Here is a 15,302-nt window from a genome sequence, read left to right as displayed (position 1 = left end):
TGATAATTTAGTTGTGAAGCTGTACTGCATTTAAATTGTATAACCTTTATCCAAAAAATGATGTATGTCTGGTAATGGGTAATGGCTAATGGGTAATTGGTAATCGATAGTTTCTTTCCTATAAGCTTTCGGGAGCATCTCAGTTTTGTATTTGTAGTGGTGTCGGGAGCTCGCGTGCTTTATAAAGCACGCGAGCGGGGACGCTCGCACTGTAAAAAAAATGCTTTTTCCAAAACTGAGATGCTTCCAAGCTTTCTGAGGTTAAACTCCGGTAAAGAGGCTCTGGGCGCGTGTGTGTTATCAATCCGACGATCGTAGCAGAATGTGACATACCTCGTCTTTATGAGAACCGCTATATATTTGAATGAACTATTAACATTAATCAACTCGTCTTCCCCTCTCGCACTCTCTCTCTGGCGCAGCAGCTTATTGGCTAGCACAAATTAAAGGTAAGGTAATAGTGAAAGTTGTGCTTTTTCCTTCTTGACTCTCGATCGCCAGTTTGCCGCCGTGAAGTTCCACGGCTCTTTTCACAATTGCTAAACCGAGACCTGTTCCTGAAATAGTGCCGACATTTGTAGCTCGGTAAAAAGTTTCTAAGATCCGCTCTATATCGGTTTGGGGAATCCCGATGCCCTGGTCTTGAACCTGGAAAACAGCTTTGCCGTTTTGACAATTTAGTCGCAAGGAAACTGAACTGCCGGCGGGGGAATATTTGATGGCATTTGAGAGGACGTTTCCCAACATTTGCCGCAGCAGTTTTTCATCCATTTGAGCGTCGCAGTTGCCGCCTTCATGTATAAAGGCGATCGGATGTTGGTTGCTATCGTTGAGCTGCTGTTCTTCTACGAGTTGACGGCAAAATTTTTCGAGGTTTAAGGAAATCGGTTGAAATGGTAAGGTGTTTGCTTCTATTTTGCCAATTACGAGGATATCTTCTAATAACTCTGTCATGCGTTTGATGGCTAGTTGAATCCGCACAAAATGAGTAGATTTTTTTTCTTCTGACCACTTAGCGCTGTAATCTTGGAGCAATCCAGCGGAAAATTGGATGGTTGTCAGGGGGGTGCGGAATTCGTGGGAAACCATGGTGACAAATTTGGCTCGCAGTTCGGAAAGTTCTTTTTCTCGTGCGAGGGCTTTGAGAATTTCAGCTTCTGCGCGTTTGCGATCGCTAATGTCGCGGGCTTCAGCAATGAGTAGCAAAACTTGTCCTGTCTCATTTTTAACAGGTTTGAGTGAGAAATCAACTGTGACAATTTGGCCGTTTTTGCCTACCAAGTCGATTTCGCTGCGGAAAAACTCGCCGCGGCTGGCTTTGGCGATCGCAAATTGCAGTTGTTCGGAAAAATTTCGGGTTTGAGGCCAAATCACCATTTGCCAAATCGGGCGGCCGACTATATCTTGCGATCGCACTCCGGCAAAATCGAGGGCTGTCTCGTTGACTTCCAGCACGACTCCTTCGGGAGTCAGCAGCTTGGTGAGTTGAAACGAAGAGTCAAAAATCGCCCGAAAACGTCGCTCGCTTTCCCGCAGCATTTGGAATGTTTGCGATCGTTCGATCGCGTAGCGGATAGTCCGCACTAATAATGGAGTAGTAATTTGACCTTTAACAATGTAATCTTGAGCTCCCAAGCGAACTGATTCCAGGGCGATCGCCTCATCGTCCAAGCCTGTCATTACCACCATTGCTGTATCGGGAGCAACTTCTCGCAGGCGAGTTAGGGTTTCCAAACCGCGGCTGTCGGGTAAAGAAAGGTCGAGCAATACTATATCAAAGTGTTGTTTGGACAGTTGGGCGATCGCCTCATGCAGGAACTCAACAGACACGAGTTCCCACTGAACGCCCCCAGATACTTCTAAAAGTTCTGCAAGCAAATCAGCATCAGCGGGATTGTCTTCTATTAACAGAATCTTAATCCACATAGCTTAGAGGTTTTTGGCTGTAACATTTTCACGGCGTATCAATCTCAGCTTAAACTTTTTTTCTTGACCCTGCCATTTGCAACTTGAAAATTATTATTTGGTAACACTTCCAAACCACTTTATTTAGCCAAATTCAAGTCAAGCATAATGCAATCAAGACGGGGTACGCCCACTACAAACTTTCTGGCTGGAAAAAAATCCTTGCTGACCGAAGAGCGAAACGCAAGCCCCGGGCTAACGACACGGATCCAAGTCGGTAGCGGTTTCAACCGCCTTCAATATTTCTTTACATACATCAATCAATACGAAGGACAGTTTTAGATCTGATCGAGTATCTCAAACCCTTGATGGCTATAGGGCTGACTATTTTTTCAATCTTTAAGTCTAGCCCGCTCGTTTCAAAAAATCATTAAAAATGCCAGGGCTTAGTCTGTAACGCTTACAGAGTCGTTAAAAAACTGTCCGAACTATCGATCAATGAAACATATCGAAAATTGATGTTATGATTAAGAAGATTGAGTAGGAATAACCATCTACGTGTTGAAACAACCTAGTACGGTGCAATCCCGGCAACGGACATATCCGACTTGATTCGGAATAGTTAAAGGGCAAACAAAAGGCTGGTTGTTGAGCGTACCGTAACTTTTGGCTAGTGATGGACTCTGAAAGCAAAAAAAACTAAAGTATACGCAATGCTTGAAGAAATTCAAGTTGAGCGAGTAGCGGCGAATTGATAGCGCCTTTGTAGATCCGATTATGGTTTCTTCAAGAATCCCCTCGCCTTTAGGCATGGGGAGTATCAAACTCCATCTTCCACTCTTATGCCACTTGTGAAAAAAATGCTTTTTGCCAGACTTTTTCTAGCCAAGTGATACTATTTGCGATTCTGGCATGAGAAATGGCTCTGGGGTTTGCAGTTAGCCTACATTTGCATTTTTTACCGATATCAGGACTGCTGGGTGAATCCTCCTATACCGAATTTCAAAAAGTTGAAAAATTTTTCTATTGGCCATCAGCAAAGTATCTGTTGTTTAATTTAGAGGAAGTTTGACGACTGCGAGCCAGAATTCCTCAATTAACCTGACTACTTTAGTAAATTGTACGAAGTCTACAGGCTTAGTTATGTAACAGTTGGCGTGGAGCGAGTAGGACTTGGCAATATCCTCCGGAGCTGCTGAAGTGGTGAGAATCACTACAGGAATTAATTTTAAATTAGGGTCAGTTTTAATTTCTTCTAGCACTTCAACGCCACTTTTTTTGGGCAGATTCAAATCCAGCAAAATTAAATCAGGACGGGGTACGCCCAGATAGGGTGCTGTTTTGCGTAAAAACTTGATTGCTTCAACTCCATCCTCCACAAAATGTAAGTTATTCAATATTTTACCCTGACCGAAGGCTTCTATTGCCAAATCGGCGTCGCTGGGCGAATCCTCAATCAGCAGAATCTCAACGGGTCTAACAGTGCTTCGATCGCTCATAACTGGCGTATCCTTTTGATTAGAGGAAAAAAAATTGAACTTTGACCCTTCAGCTATTAATTATAGGAATAGTGAAGTAAAAAGTCGCTCCTTTTCCCTCCTGAGATTCCACCCATATCCGCCCGCCATGGCGTTCCACAATGCGCTTGCACATCGCCAAACCTATGCCAGTACCGGAATATTCGCGGCGTCCGTGCAGGCGTTGAAAAATGATAAAAATGCGATCGGCATACTCAGGAGCGATGCCAATGCCCCGATCGCGGACGCTGAACAGCCATTCGCCCTCTTGCCTTTGGGCAGCGATCTGAATGAACGGGATGTCTTCGCGGCAAAATTTGATGCCGTTGGCGATCAAATTTTGGAATAATTGCACCAGTTGAGATTCATCTGCCATCACCGTTGGCATCGCGTCGCAGGTGATGACAGCTTTTGTTTCGGCGATCGCAATTTGCAAATTGCACAAACTTTGCTTAACAGCAGCATTGCAGTCGGCTGGCTCAAACTCCTGACCCCTCGTTCCCAGTCGCGAATACGCCAACAAATCATTAATCAATTGTTGCATTCTGGTCGCGCCGTCAACAATATAATTAATATACTTATCGGCGCGATCGTCCAAATTTTCTTGATAGCGCTGGGCGAGTAATTGAGTGTAACTGGTAACGGCTCGGAGCGGTTCTTGCAAATCGTGGGAAGCCACATAAGCAAATTGTTCTAGTTCCTCGTTAGAACGCTTCAAATCTTCTGTAAGTTGCAGCATTTGCTCCTCTGCTTCTTTGCGGCCTGTAATGTTGTAAACCAACGCACAACAAGACAGCATATTCCCCAGATTGTCGAATACTGGACTGGTAGAAATATAAGTCCAAACATCTTTACCCTCCTTAGTTTTTAGTTGTACTTCACGTTTTTCACCAATAGCTTGCTGGCGCCAATCCACAGGATAGAGATTTGATGTTCTTTCCGGTTCGTCCGTGAAATCCAAAAGCGGTCTACCTAACATTTCTACTTCACTATAGCCAAGCATTCGTGCCATTGCGTGATTGACATAAGTCGTGAGGGAATTGCTGTCAATTACCCAAATACCTTCTTCTGCTAATTCAACTATTTGTCTGTACTTGAATTCGCTTTCCTGCAAGGCTCTTTCAGTTAGTTTGCGATCGGTGATATCTTTCATGAAACAGTGGTGACCGTTAAATGTCCCTTGGGCGTCGCAAGCTTTTACCAGAGTTATTTGCTTGTAAAAAAACGTTCCATTTTTCCGGACTCCTCTAGCTTCCACGTCTACTTTGCCAGAAATTAGCATCTCCTCATAAGCTGAGATTAGCATCTCAATATCATCAGGATGTACGGTGAGTATCCATTCCATACCGACCATTTCTTCGGGTTCGTAACCGCAGGTATGAGCGTAAGCTCGGTTAGCATTGACGTAGCGTCCCTCAATGTCCAGTCGCGAAATGCCTTCCACGGCATTTTGCAGGGCAATGGTGAGGTCGCGGAAATCTTTTTCAGCTTGTTTGCGATCGCTAATATCCTGACCGATACCCAAAAAACCGTTAATATTTCCGTTGTTGTCAAATAAGGCAGTCACAGACAGCAGTACCGGAAACCGCGAACCATCTTTGCGAATGTAACTCCATTCATTTTCGTCAGCTATTCCCCGACGCGCCCAGGCAACAAAAACCTCAAACCCCGGCTCTATTTTTACTCCCAATTCTTGAGAAAGAATTTCTGCTCTTTTACCGACCTCCACAGGATCGTGAATGATTGCTAGCGTAAATTTTCCCACCACTTCTTCGGAGGAATAGCCTAAAAGTTTCTGGGCTGCCAGATTAAATGTTTTAATCGTACCGTCTGGTTCGGTAGAAATAATTGTGTAGTTAGGGCTATTAAGAATTGCATTTTGCAGTTGCGTCAATTCTAACAAAGTGAACGCAATTTTTTGTCTGTAGGCGATTTCTTTTTGCAATTTGTGGTTGTAAATTTCAATTTGAGCAGTGCGAGCGACTACTCGACGCTCCAGAGTTTCATTGAGCAGTCGATTTTCTTCTTCTACCTGCTTGCGTTCTGTAATATCAGTAATAGTAGCAACATAACTTTTAACCTTCCCATTTTCTCCGACTTGACCGACAGCTTGACCGAATACCCAACTGATTTTAGTGCGATCGATGCCTTGAAAGCGGTACTCAGATTTAAACGGCAATTTCTCGGCAGCGGCGCTGTACCATTGGTCAAAAACCCGCTGGCGGTCGTCTGGATGAATGCCTTGGAACCACCCTTTACCCAAAGCTTCATCGCAGCCCATTCCCGAAATTTGACACCAGCGCTCGTTGACATACAAGCAATCTCCTATAGCGTCTGCATAAAATATTCCCACCGGCGAAGCTTCAGTTAAGGTTTGATAGCGAGCTTCTGTTTCTCGGCGTTCGATGATTTCTTGTTGCAGTATGCGATCGATCATCCCTAATTGAGTTGGACTCAGGAGAGTTAATGCTTGGGGAACTAAAGGAATTAATGCAAAAGCCGTGTAAGCAGAAATCGCGGCGGTAATCATTTTTAGACAGCCAGAAACCCAATAAACAGGATGCCAAAGCGTCCAAACTTCCATTACATGAGTAGTACCGCAGGAGATAATAAAGGCGGCAAACAGCCAAAAAATGTTGCGAAATGGCAAGTCTTTTCGCTGACTGATAAAATAAATTAGCGATAGGGGTATGGAATAGTAGGACAGGGCAATTATCGAGTCTGATACTATATGCAGCGCGACAAGCTCTCGCTGCCAAAGGTAACAGTGACCGTGAGGAATGTAATTCCCGATGAATAAGAGGTTATTTAAAACAGTCCACATGATAAAGAAATGGGTAATGGGGAATCGGGAATTGGGAATTGGGAATTGGTAATTGGTAATTGGGAATGGGTAATGGGGAATGGAAAATTTAACCCAATAACTTATAAGTTATCTCAAAATTCAAAAATCTACAGAAGACCGGGCGAAGGTCATTCGCGGCTACACAAACAAAACCCGCCTCCGCGGGTTGAAGTTTTATCTTTTTCCGTCTTCCTTCTTCCTTCTTCCGTCTTCCTTCTTCCGTCTTCCTTCTTCCTTCACCCATAAAAAAAGGGGCGAGCCCCAAGCCCGCCCCATCCAAAATTATGCTGCTGCTATTGATTAACCCAACAGCGCCTTAGCCTTAGCTACGACATTATCAACGGTGTAGCCAAACTTTTCTAGAGCAACGGGGCCTGGTGCAGAAGCGCCGAAGGTGTCGATGCTGATGCTGTCGCCTTCGGAACCTAAATAACGTCCCCAGCCGAAGCTAGAAGCTGCTTCAACTGCTAACCGTTTGGTAACAGCTTTTGGTAGTACAGATTCGCGGTAAGCGGCATCTTGCAAGTCGAACAATTCCCAGCAAGGCATTGAAACGACGCGGACTTTATTGCCTGCGGCGCGCAATTTTTCAGCGGCATCAACGCAGAGGTATGTTTCGCCACCGGTGCCGATTAAAATGATGTCGGGAGTGCCGCCGTCGTCGGACAAAGTGTAAGCACCTTTGGCTGTTCCTTCGATCGAGCTTCCGGCCAAATTGGGCAAGTTTTGACGAGACAAAGCCATCAAAGTGGGGCGTTTGGGGCTTTCAACTGCCACCTTGTAAGCACCGGATGTTTCGTTTCCGTCGGCTGGGCGCATTACCAATAAATTGGGGATGGCGCGCAGGGAAGCGATGGTTTCGACTGGTTGGTGGGTGGGGCCGTCTTCGCCCAAGGCTACGGAGTCGTGAGTCATGACGTAGATGACTCCGGCTTCGGAGAGTGCAGAGAGGCGAATTGCGCCGCGCATATAGTCGGCAAATACTAAGAATGTGGCGCAGTAAGGTATTAAGCCACCGTGCAAGAGCATACCATTGGCGATCGCGCCCATAGCGTGTTCCCGCACACCAAACCGCAGATTGCGTCCTTCGTATTGACCTTTTTGGAAATCTTTTTCACCCTTGAGCAAAGTCATGTTAGAAGATGCCAAGTCAGCGGAACCGCCGATCAATTCAGGTAGGACAGCAGCCAAAGCATTCAAACATTTTCCAGAATGATTCCGGCTGGAATCTGCCTTATCTTCCGGCTTGTAAGTCGGGAGAACTTTATCCCAACCTTCGGGAAGTGTGCCAGCAACGGTGCGCTCATATTCCGCTGCTTCTGCGGGATATTTTGCTTTATAATCAGCAAAAGCTTGATTCCATTCTTGCTCAGATTGAGCGCCGCGTTCAACTGCTTTGCGGAAGTGTGACAAAGCATCGCTAGGAATTTCAAACGGTGCGTATTCCCACTTCAAGAAATCGCGAGTTGCTTTCACTTCATCGGTACCCAAAGCAGCACCGTGAGAACTGTAAGAATTGCGCTTGTTGGGAGAACCGTAACCAATGATGGTGCGGACTTTAATCATGGACGGTTTGTCCGTGACTTTTTTCGCTTCTTCAATAGCTTTGTGAACTGCTTCTAGGTTAGTATCGTTGTCTAGAGCAGTATTGTCTACTGTAATAACGTGCCAGTTGTAAGCTTCAAAACGCTTGCCGACATCTTCAGTAAAGGCCAAGCTAGTGTCGCCTTCAATGGAAATGTGATTGTCATCGTACAGGGCAATTAATTTGCCGAGTCCGAGGTGTCCAGCCAAGGAACAAGCTTCGCCGGAAATGCCTTCCATGTGGCAGCCGTCACCCATGATGACATAGGTGTAGTGGTCAACAATGGTGTTACCGGGCTTGTTAAACTTGGCAGCGAGGTGAGCTTCTGCCATTGCCAAACCGACGGCGTTAGCAATGCCTTGTCCCAGAGGGCCTGTAGTAACTTCTACGCCTTCGGTGACAAAGTTTTCTGGGTGTCCGGGGGTTTTGGATTCCCACTGACGGAATTGCTTGATGTCGTCGAGGCTGACGCTATCGTAGCCGGTCAAGTGCATGAGGGCGTACTGTAGCATACAGCCGTGTCCGGCCGAGAGGACGAAGCGATCGCGATTGAACCACTTGGGGTTTTTGGGGTTGAACCGCATAAACCGATCCCACAGCACGAAGGCCATAGGAGCAGCGCCCATCGGCAGTCCCGGGTGTCCTGATTTTGCTTTTTCTACCGCATCGATGGCGAGAAAGCGGATAGAGTTGATGCAGAGTTCTTCGAGTGATTGAGTTGCAACAGCCATAATTCTGGTTTTTATATGTTAAGAGAGAGTGTGTGTGATATCATATCGGGTCAATCGATCGTAATTCTTGTAGGGGCGGGTTCACCAATAATCCCCAATGAAAACCAGAGTTTTAGTAAACCCGCCCCGACCCAAATAGTACGATCGATCGACCGGACATGATATGTGTGGTCGATTGTGGCAGAGGTGCGATGAGTCGAGTTCGATCGCCCGCGTCTCTGCTGTTCAGTTTCTGTGGAACTGCCGTGAGGCTGCACTACATATCATCTCACCACTTGCGATCGACAGACAACTTAATTTTTTAAGGTTTCGCCCGCTTTGACAGTTGGTAGTTGGCAGTTGGCAGTTGGCAGTTGGCAGTTGGCAGTTGACAGTTGGCAGTTGAGAGTGGGAATCAAACCGTTTATCTGTAAGGAGTTTAGTTTTTTTTTGTGAGATTATTTACGTCTGCGCCGGATGTGGCGGTTGCGATCGCAGATGTTAGTCAACAGTTAAGGCACGCCTGACGATCGCAAGTGTATCTTAGTTGTTTGAAAAATTCATCCCTGTTGCGCGGTTATGATAAAGTCTAGTGTTTCTCACATTTTGCAGCTTGGTCAGGAACAGGCAAGATGCTTGTCCCACAAAGAGTGAATTTTCTGGTGGGGTGAGCAGGCGAGCCCGCCCGGAGCGCCAGCACGAGAATAGTGCAAGATGTAAGATATTGGTAATTTTAACCAGGCAATAAGTAATGACTCTGAGTGAAGCCGAAGTCCGCAGTCAAAAAGTAGAAGAACTGCGATCGCAAGGCATAGAACCGTATCCTAGCCAATCCTACGCGCGATCGCACACAGCCCAACAAGTTCGCGAAATATTTAGTCAGCCGGGAAAAGAACTCGCCAACGGAGAAAGCGATCCCGAAGAAATTTCCCTGCGATTAGCAGGCCGGATTATTTCCAAGCGAGACAGCGGCAAAATTGGTTTCATCGATTTAAAAGACGCCACAGACAAAATTCAACTCAAAATCGAGAAAGCAATCGTCACCGGTGAAGTCGGTTTGAGCTTTGAACAAATTAAAAAATTGCTTGATATCGGCGATTTTGTCGGCGTCCAAGGTATTGGCTGCCGCACGCCACGGGGAGAACTTTCTATTTTAGTGCGGGAATTCACCCTTTTATCAAAAGCTACAATCCAATTTCCCGATGCTTATTACGGCATTAACGACCCCGAAGTTTGCCGCCGCCACCGCGAAATGGATTTGGCTAGCAACCAAGATGCGCTCAACCGTTTCATGCTCCGCAGCCGCATCGTTCAAAGCATCCGTTCCTATCTCTGGAAAGCAGATTTTTACGAAATAGAAACACCGACACTCCAAGCTATTTACGGTGGTGCTGCTGCTAAGCCGTTCATGACGCACCACAATGCTTTGGAAGTAGACTTATATTTGCGAGTGGCACCGGAACTGTTCTTAAAAAGAGCTATTTGCGGCGGTTTTGAGCGAGTATTTGAACTAGGAAAAGCCTTTAGAAATGAGGGTATTGACAGCACTCACAATCCCGAGTTTACCTCCTTAGAAGTTTACCAAGCTTATGCAGATGTGTTCGACATTTTAACAGTTGTCGAAGATGTGATGTGTTTTGCGGCGGCGGCTGTCTTTGGAGATGTCGTGGAAATTGAAAATCAGGGAGAAACCATCAGTTTAGAGCGCAAGTTCGACTACAGCGACAAATATCCCGGTTTTAGCGGCAAACACTGGCAAGTTAAAACGATGGTGGAAGCTGTCAGAGACGAGTTTGGGCTGGATTTTGACAGTTTGGACTTGGAAAGTGCGATCGGCTCTGCAAGCAAGCTAGAACTGCATCTGTCAAAGTTAGAACAACAAAGTTTAGGCTACGTCTTGTACGCAGTTTTTGACAAATTAGTTGTTCCCAAACTAATTCAACCGACATTCATCATCGACTATCCCGTCGAAGTCAGTCCTCTAGCCAAAGGACACCGCAGCAAACCGGGATTTGTCGAACGTTTCGAGCTATTTATTAATGGCACAGAATACTCGAACGGCTTCTCAGAATTGAACGATCCGAAAGAGCAAAGAAAGCGCTTTGAAGAACAGCTAGCGCAGAAAAACGCAGGCGACGACGAAGCGCATCCCATGGATGAAGACTTCATCCAAGCGCTATCTTTGGGAATGCCGAATTGTGCGGGAATGGGCATCGGCGTAGATAGATTGGTGATGCTTTTAACTAATACTCAAAGCATCCGAGATGCCGTAATGTTCCCGACAATGCGGCCAGTGAAAGATTAGTCAAATTTTGTAGGTGGTGTCTTGATTTATCAAGATTATAGCCCTTCTCAGATAGGTGAGGTACGTTGTTGGGCTTTAGCCCTCTTAGTGTATTATATAAGCTGTCAGTCATACCTCATCTTTTAGAGAAAAGCTCTAGTTAGACTCGAAAGGCTTTTGGATTTTCAAATCCCAAAATCCAAATTGACTTTTCCCCCTCAAAGCCGTGTCCGATCAATTAACCGCAGTAAGATTCGTTTGTAGTGCGGACTTCAGTCCGCAGCCAAAAAGCGGAATTAATTAAAGTACGTTGTTGGGCTTTAGCCCTCTTTAGACATATATAAAAAGGGCTAAAGCCCAACAACGTACCTATTGATGCAAAAAATCGTTTAAAATGGAATTGCGCCCTAATCTTGCAAAAAAATAACTTCTCATTGTTAACTCAGAAAATATGACACTTATTCAAGAAAAAACTCTAGCCTCAAAAGTTCGCGCCGACTTCCCCATTTTGACGCAAAAAGTCAACGGTAAACCGCTAATTTATTTAGACAACGCAGCGACTTCCCAAAAACCCCTAGCTGTACTCAACGCTTGGCGCGATTACTACGAACAATACAATGCCAACGTCCACCGCGGCGCCCACACTCTCAGCGCCAAAGCAACTGATGCTTACGAAGGTGCGAGAGACAAAGTTGCAGCATTTATCAATGCAGCATCGCGACAAGAAATTGTTTACACTCGCAACGCCACCGAAGCAATTAACTTAGTTGCTTATTCTTGGGGTTTAAGCAATCTGCAAGCGGGAGATGAAATTATCCTGTCGGTGATGGAACACCACAGCAATCTCGTTCCCTGGCAAATGATTGCTCAAAAAACTGGTGCGGTGTTAAAGTTTGTAGAGTTGACTGCAACTTACGAGTTTGATTTGGAACAGTTTAAAACCCTGGTTTCCCACAAAACTAAGTTGGTATCTGTGGTTCACGTTTCCAATACTTTAGGCTGCATCAATCCAGTCAAAGAAATATGCAAAATTGCCCACAGTTTCGGCGCCAAAGTTTTAATTGATGCTTGCCAAAGCGTGCCGCACATGGTAGTAGACGTGCAAGCAATGGATTGCGATTGGCTGGTTGCTTCCGGCCACAAAATGTGCGCTCCGACTGGTATCGGTTTTCTGTACGGTAAACTAAACTTGCTGAGAGAAATGCCTCCGTTTTTCGGCGGCGGCGAGATGATTGCTGATGTGTTTCTCGAATATTCCACCTATGCTGATTTGCCGCACAAGTTTGAGGCGGGGACTCCGGCAATCGGTGAGGCGATCGCCCTTGGTGCTGCGATCGACTATCTTAGTAACATAGGCATGGAGCAGATTCACGCCTGCGAAGCCGACTTGACAGCTTATCTCTTCCAACAATTGCGGCAAATTCCCCAGATCAAGATTTACGGGCCACAACCAGACAGCAACGGCGAAGGTAGAGCAGCGCTAGCATCCTTTAGCGCCGGAGAACTTCACCCTCAAGACTTGTCTACGATGTTGGATCAGGAGGGCGTCGCGATTCGTTCCGGGCATCACTGCACGCAAGCTTTGCACCGCTATTTGAACATTTCATCTACTGCACGGGCGAGTGTGTATTTTTACAATACCTATGAGGAGATTGATGTGTTTGTCAAAGCGTTGAAAGAGACGATCGACTTTTTTGGTGAGATGATGGGGTAATTTGGTGAGGTGGGCTTTTGCCCACCCCCTAGTAATATGATAAATCTCAGATTCGCAATCCCAAATCCCAAAACCAGAACGTAACATGGTAAAATTGGGCTGTCAACCCAAAGGAAAGGCAAAAATATAAAGTGTGTTAGATGAACTAGGTGCATATAGACAAAGCCTAGGTTTACCACCGGCTGGCAGCGAAACCGATAAATCAACCATAGCTAAAGTAGAAATAGCGGGTAAAAGTTTTTTTGGCATCAACTCTGGCAGCAACCCCAATCGTCGGCAAATAACCTTTAATGTCAATCCTATCACCAAAACCCACGCTGAAGCCGATGCTTTTCAACAAGCAGCCGATGCGGGAATTAGAGGAGGTAAAGCACGTTTGATTTGCGATCGTGAACTTTGTGCCGCCTGCGGCTTAAGAGGTGGAGTAAACTCTATGGCTTGGCAGTTAAATATAGAAGAATTAGAAATTATTACTCCCAGTGGAAGTAAGACAATAACCATTAAACCGCCAAATACAAGGAGGCAATAATGTTTGTATTAAACCTGTCAGCAGAAAATTGGGTTGGCAACCAGGATGAAGGTAATTTAATAAAAAGTCCTACTTGGAATCAAATAGAACAAGCCATTCGCGAGTTGAATGGGAAAACTAAAACTTTAGTTACCTTGGGTGCAGATGACGAGTCTTATATGAGCATTGGTGGTGGTGAATTCGGCAAATATATTGTTAACATAACTTTTGATAACGTTAGCTTCTATAATTTAGTAGAGCCATCAAAACCAGATGCAATAGAAAAGCTAGTTGTCGGCGGACAAGAAGGCAATTATTCCGCCAAAATGTGTGTGAATTTAGAGACTGCACTGTTGGCAGCCCAAACATTTACAGCATCAGGAGAACTTCAAAAATCGCTGTCTTGGGAAGAAGAGAAAGAATTAGCGGTGTCATCAAATAAGATTTAATACAACCCGCGTTCATTCGCGTGCATCCGCGGCTCAAAAAAGAACGCTTTTTGGGAACTAACTTTGCCCGTGCTACAATAAAACCAGAGTTTTCTCAGCTCAAGGAGATTTTGAGATGATTGCTACCACTTCAAGTTTAGCCGAACAGAGAACCCTGCTAGAAAATATTAGCTGGTCAACCTTTGAAACCTTGCTCAAAGAAATAGGCGATAAGCGAGGTTATCGCATAGCTTACGATGAAGGGAGACTGGAAATTATGGCGCCATTATTTGAACATGAGAACTACAAGAGCAATTTCGGTAATTTCATCATTGCTTTAGCAGAAGAACTCGACATTGAAATTAAAAGTGCTGGCTCAACTACTCTCAAACTCAAAAATGCTAAAAAAGGCATAGAACCAGATAACTGTTATTATATCCCAAATGAACCAGCAGTTAGAGGTAGGCAAGAACTAGACTTAGAAACTGCCCCACCGCCAGATTTAGCCATTGAAATAGATATTACCAGCAGTTCAATTAATAAGTTTGCCATTTACTCAGCACTTGGAGTCCCGGAACTCTGGCTATATAACGGGCGAGTTTTGAAATTTTATCAGTTGGTAGAAACAGAATATATTGAGCGCGAATTTAGTATTGCTTTTCCCTTTGTATCAGCAGCGGAAATGGCTATTTTTTTCACTCGCACTCAAACGATGGGGGAAATTGCTTTGCTGAAATCTTTTAGGACTTGGGTTAAAGGGAAAATATAGCATCAGGAATTACGGACAAACTGGCTTTTATTGTGGCGAGTTGGCAAGATCGTGTCCGCAGTCAGTAGCACGATAAAATAGGTTTGTAGTAAGGACTTTAGTCCTCTTTAAACTATGAGGACTAAAGTCCTCACTACGAACTTTATAACGGCGGACACGATCTAAATTTAGATAATTAAAACTCACTAATTTCAGGATGGATAAACTGATAGCCAGCCGCCTTAATTTTTTGATTCGATACCCTCGCATTATAAGGCCGCACGCTGCTCACAGATGTATCCCAAGTAGCTTTCGGTAGATTGTGAGTTTCAAAAATGCGATCGACTAATTCGCGACTGGATAGCGACACATCCCCGACTAAATTATAAATCCCCTGCAATCGATTGTCCAATGCAAAGGTCAATCCCCCAACAATATCATCTCGATGCACCCAATTTGTCGCATCTTCCCCGGCGCCCGGACGAGTTGTCCCAGCCCAACGTCCAAAGATTTTAACTAATTCTCGCCCGGGCCCGTAAATGCCACCCAAACGGAGAATGCAAACTTGCAGGTTTGGATTCGATGCTGCTAATAAAACTCGTTCGGTTTCGGCGAGAATTTCACCGTTGGGATTGGCGGGCGCGACGGGTGATTCTTCGTTTACCAGTTTACCTTGACAGTCGCCGTACACTGAATAAGTACCCGTATAAATCACCTGCTTGACTGTCGGTGTTTGCTGTAAAACTGATACCAAAGTTGTCACAGTTTCTAAGTAACTTTCTCGATAAGCATCAGCATTTCGAGCACCGACGCACAGCATAACAGCATCTTGGTCTTGCAGTAAACTCGCGATCGCACCTGCATCATTTCCCTTAAGCACAACTACCCGCTGGGCGACACCCTCCAATTCACTAACTCGGCTCGCCGTCGTAGTTGTCGCCGTCACGGTACAATCAGATTTACCGCGTAAATGTCGGGCTGTCGCAGTACCCACATAACCGCAGCCGACGATCGCAACTTTCATCAAAAATTCTCCATTTTGTCCTAGCCTCTAAGAT

Annotated in this window: 11 protein-coding genes; 5 read left to right on the top strand and 6 right to left on the bottom strand. The window is 45.3% G+C overall.

The window, feature by feature from the left end; all coding sequences use genetic code 11:
* Positions 1-426: 426 nt before the first annotated feature.
* From JGK14_RS05065 to JGK14_RS05045, 5 genes are all read right to left on the bottom strand, one after another.
* Entirely contained in the window at positions 427-1,926 is a 1,500-nt protein-coding gene (locus JGK14_RS05065; RefSeq protein ID WP_293175663.1) for a sensor histidine kinase, read from the bottom strand.
* Positions 1,927-2,957: 1,031 nt separating this feature from the next.
* Entirely contained in the window at positions 2,958-3,404 is a 447-nt protein-coding gene (locus tag JGK14_RS05060) for a response regulator (RefSeq protein WP_293175665.1), read from the bottom strand.
* A 49-nt stretch (positions 3,405-3,453) separates the two neighbouring features.
* A complete protein-coding gene (locus JGK14_RS05055) occupies positions 3,454-6,246 on the bottom strand; it encodes a PAS domain-containing sensor histidine kinase (protein ID WP_293204499.1) in 2,793 nt (930 codons plus the stop codon).
* 321 nt (positions 6,247-6,567) lie between these two features.
* A complete protein-coding gene (tkt, locus tag JGK14_RS05050) occupies positions 6,568-8,583 on the bottom strand; it encodes a transketolase (RefSeq protein ID WP_293204501.1) in 2,016 nt (671 codons plus the stop codon).
* A 50-nt stretch (positions 8,584-8,633) separates the two neighbouring features.
* Positions 8,634-8,840 carry a hypothetical protein gene (locus JGK14_RS05045; RefSeq protein ID WP_293175671.1) on the bottom strand — a complete coding sequence of 69 codons (207 nt, stop codon included), beginning with the start codon at positions 8,838-8,840 and terminating at the stop codon, positions 8,634-8,636.
* 473 nt (positions 8,841-9,313) lie between these two features.
* Between JGK14_RS05045 and lysS the strand changes: the two genes are divergently transcribed.
* From lysS to JGK14_RS05020, 5 genes are all read left to right on the top strand, one after another.
* Positions 9,314-10,867, top strand: coding sequence for a lysine--tRNA ligase (gene lysS, locus JGK14_RS05040; protein WP_293204507.1), 1,554 nt, complete (start codon positions 9,314-9,316; stop codon positions 10,865-10,867).
* Positions 10,868-11,297: 430 nt separating this feature from the next.
* Positions 11,298-12,560, top strand: a complete 1,263-nt coding sequence (locus JGK14_RS05035; RefSeq protein ID WP_293230047.1) for a SufS family cysteine desulfurase — start codon at positions 11,298-11,300, stop codon at positions 12,558-12,560.
* 133 nt (positions 12,561-12,693) lie between these two features.
* The gene (locus tag JGK14_RS05030) at positions 12,694-13,089 is read left to right on the top strand and encodes a deaminase (RefSeq protein WP_293204510.1); all 396 of its coding nucleotides are present in this window, start codon (positions 12,694-12,696) and stop codon (positions 13,087-13,089) included.
* The gene (locus JGK14_RS05025) at positions 13,089-13,517 is read left to right on the top strand and encodes an Imm1 family immunity protein (RefSeq protein ID WP_293204513.1); all 429 of its coding nucleotides are present in this window, start codon (positions 13,089-13,091) and stop codon (positions 13,515-13,517) included. Before JGK14_RS05030 ends, JGK14_RS05025 begins: the two co-directional genes overlap by 1 nt.
* Positions 13,518-13,632: 115 nt before the next feature.
* Positions 13,633-14,265, top strand: coding sequence for a Uma2 family endonuclease (locus JGK14_RS05020; protein ID WP_325314822.1), 633 nt, complete (start codon positions 13,633-13,635; stop codon positions 14,263-14,265).
* A 175-nt stretch (positions 14,266-14,440) separates the two neighbouring features.
* Here JGK14_RS05020 and JGK14_RS05015 read toward each other — a convergent pair whose 3' ends face one another.
* On the bottom strand, positions 14,441-15,268 hold the full coding sequence (locus JGK14_RS05015) for an SDR family oxidoreductase (RefSeq protein ID WP_293224415.1): 828 nt from the start codon (positions 15,266-15,268) through the stop codon (positions 14,441-14,443).
* Positions 15,269-15,302: the final 34 nt, after the last annotated feature.

Source organism: Microcoleus sp. PH2017_28_MFU_U_A (assembly GCF_020738035.1).
In the GTDB taxonomy this organism is placed as follows: domain Bacteria; phylum Cyanobacteriota; class Cyanobacteriia; order Cyanobacteriales; family Microcoleaceae; genus Microcoleus.
Note: the sequence above shows the minus strand (reverse complement) of the source record. Positions and strands in the feature narration are given on the sequence as shown.

Excerpts from the sequence above, each read along its gene's own strand:
- JGK14_RS05055 (WP_293204499.1), bottom strand. The coding sequence starts at position 6,246 with ATGTGGACTGTTTTAAATAACCTCTTATTCATCGGGAATTACATTCCT.
- JGK14_RS05060 (WP_293175665.1), bottom strand. The coding sequence starts at position 3,404 with ATGAGCGATCGAAGCACTGTTAGACCCGTTGAGATTCTGCTGATTGAG.
- JGK14_RS05035 (WP_293230047.1), top strand. The coding sequence starts at position 11,298 with ATGACACTTATTCAAGAAAAAACTCTAGCCTCAAAAGTTCGCGCCGAC.
- tkt (WP_293204501.1), bottom strand. The coding sequence starts at position 8,583 with ATGGCTGTTGCAACTCAATCACTCGAAGAACTCTGCATCAACTCTATC.
- JGK14_RS05020 (WP_325314822.1), top strand. The coding sequence starts at position 13,633 with ATGATTGCTACCACTTCAAGTTTAGCCGAACAGAGAACCCTGCTAGAA.
- lysS (WP_293204507.1), top strand. The coding sequence starts at position 9,314 with ATGACTCTGAGTGAAGCCGAAGTCCGCAGTCAAAAAGTAGAAGAACTG.
- JGK14_RS05065 (WP_293175663.1), bottom strand. The coding sequence starts at position 1,926 with ATGTGGATTAAGATTCTGTTAATAGAAGACAATCCCGCTGATGCTGAT.
- JGK14_RS05025 (WP_293204513.1), top strand. The coding sequence starts at position 13,089 with ATGTTTGTATTAAACCTGTCAGCAGAAAATTGGGTTGGCAACCAGGAT.
- JGK14_RS05015 (WP_293224415.1), bottom strand. The coding sequence starts at position 15,268 with ATGAAAGTTGCGATCGTCGGCTGCGGTTATGTGGGTACTGCGACAGCC.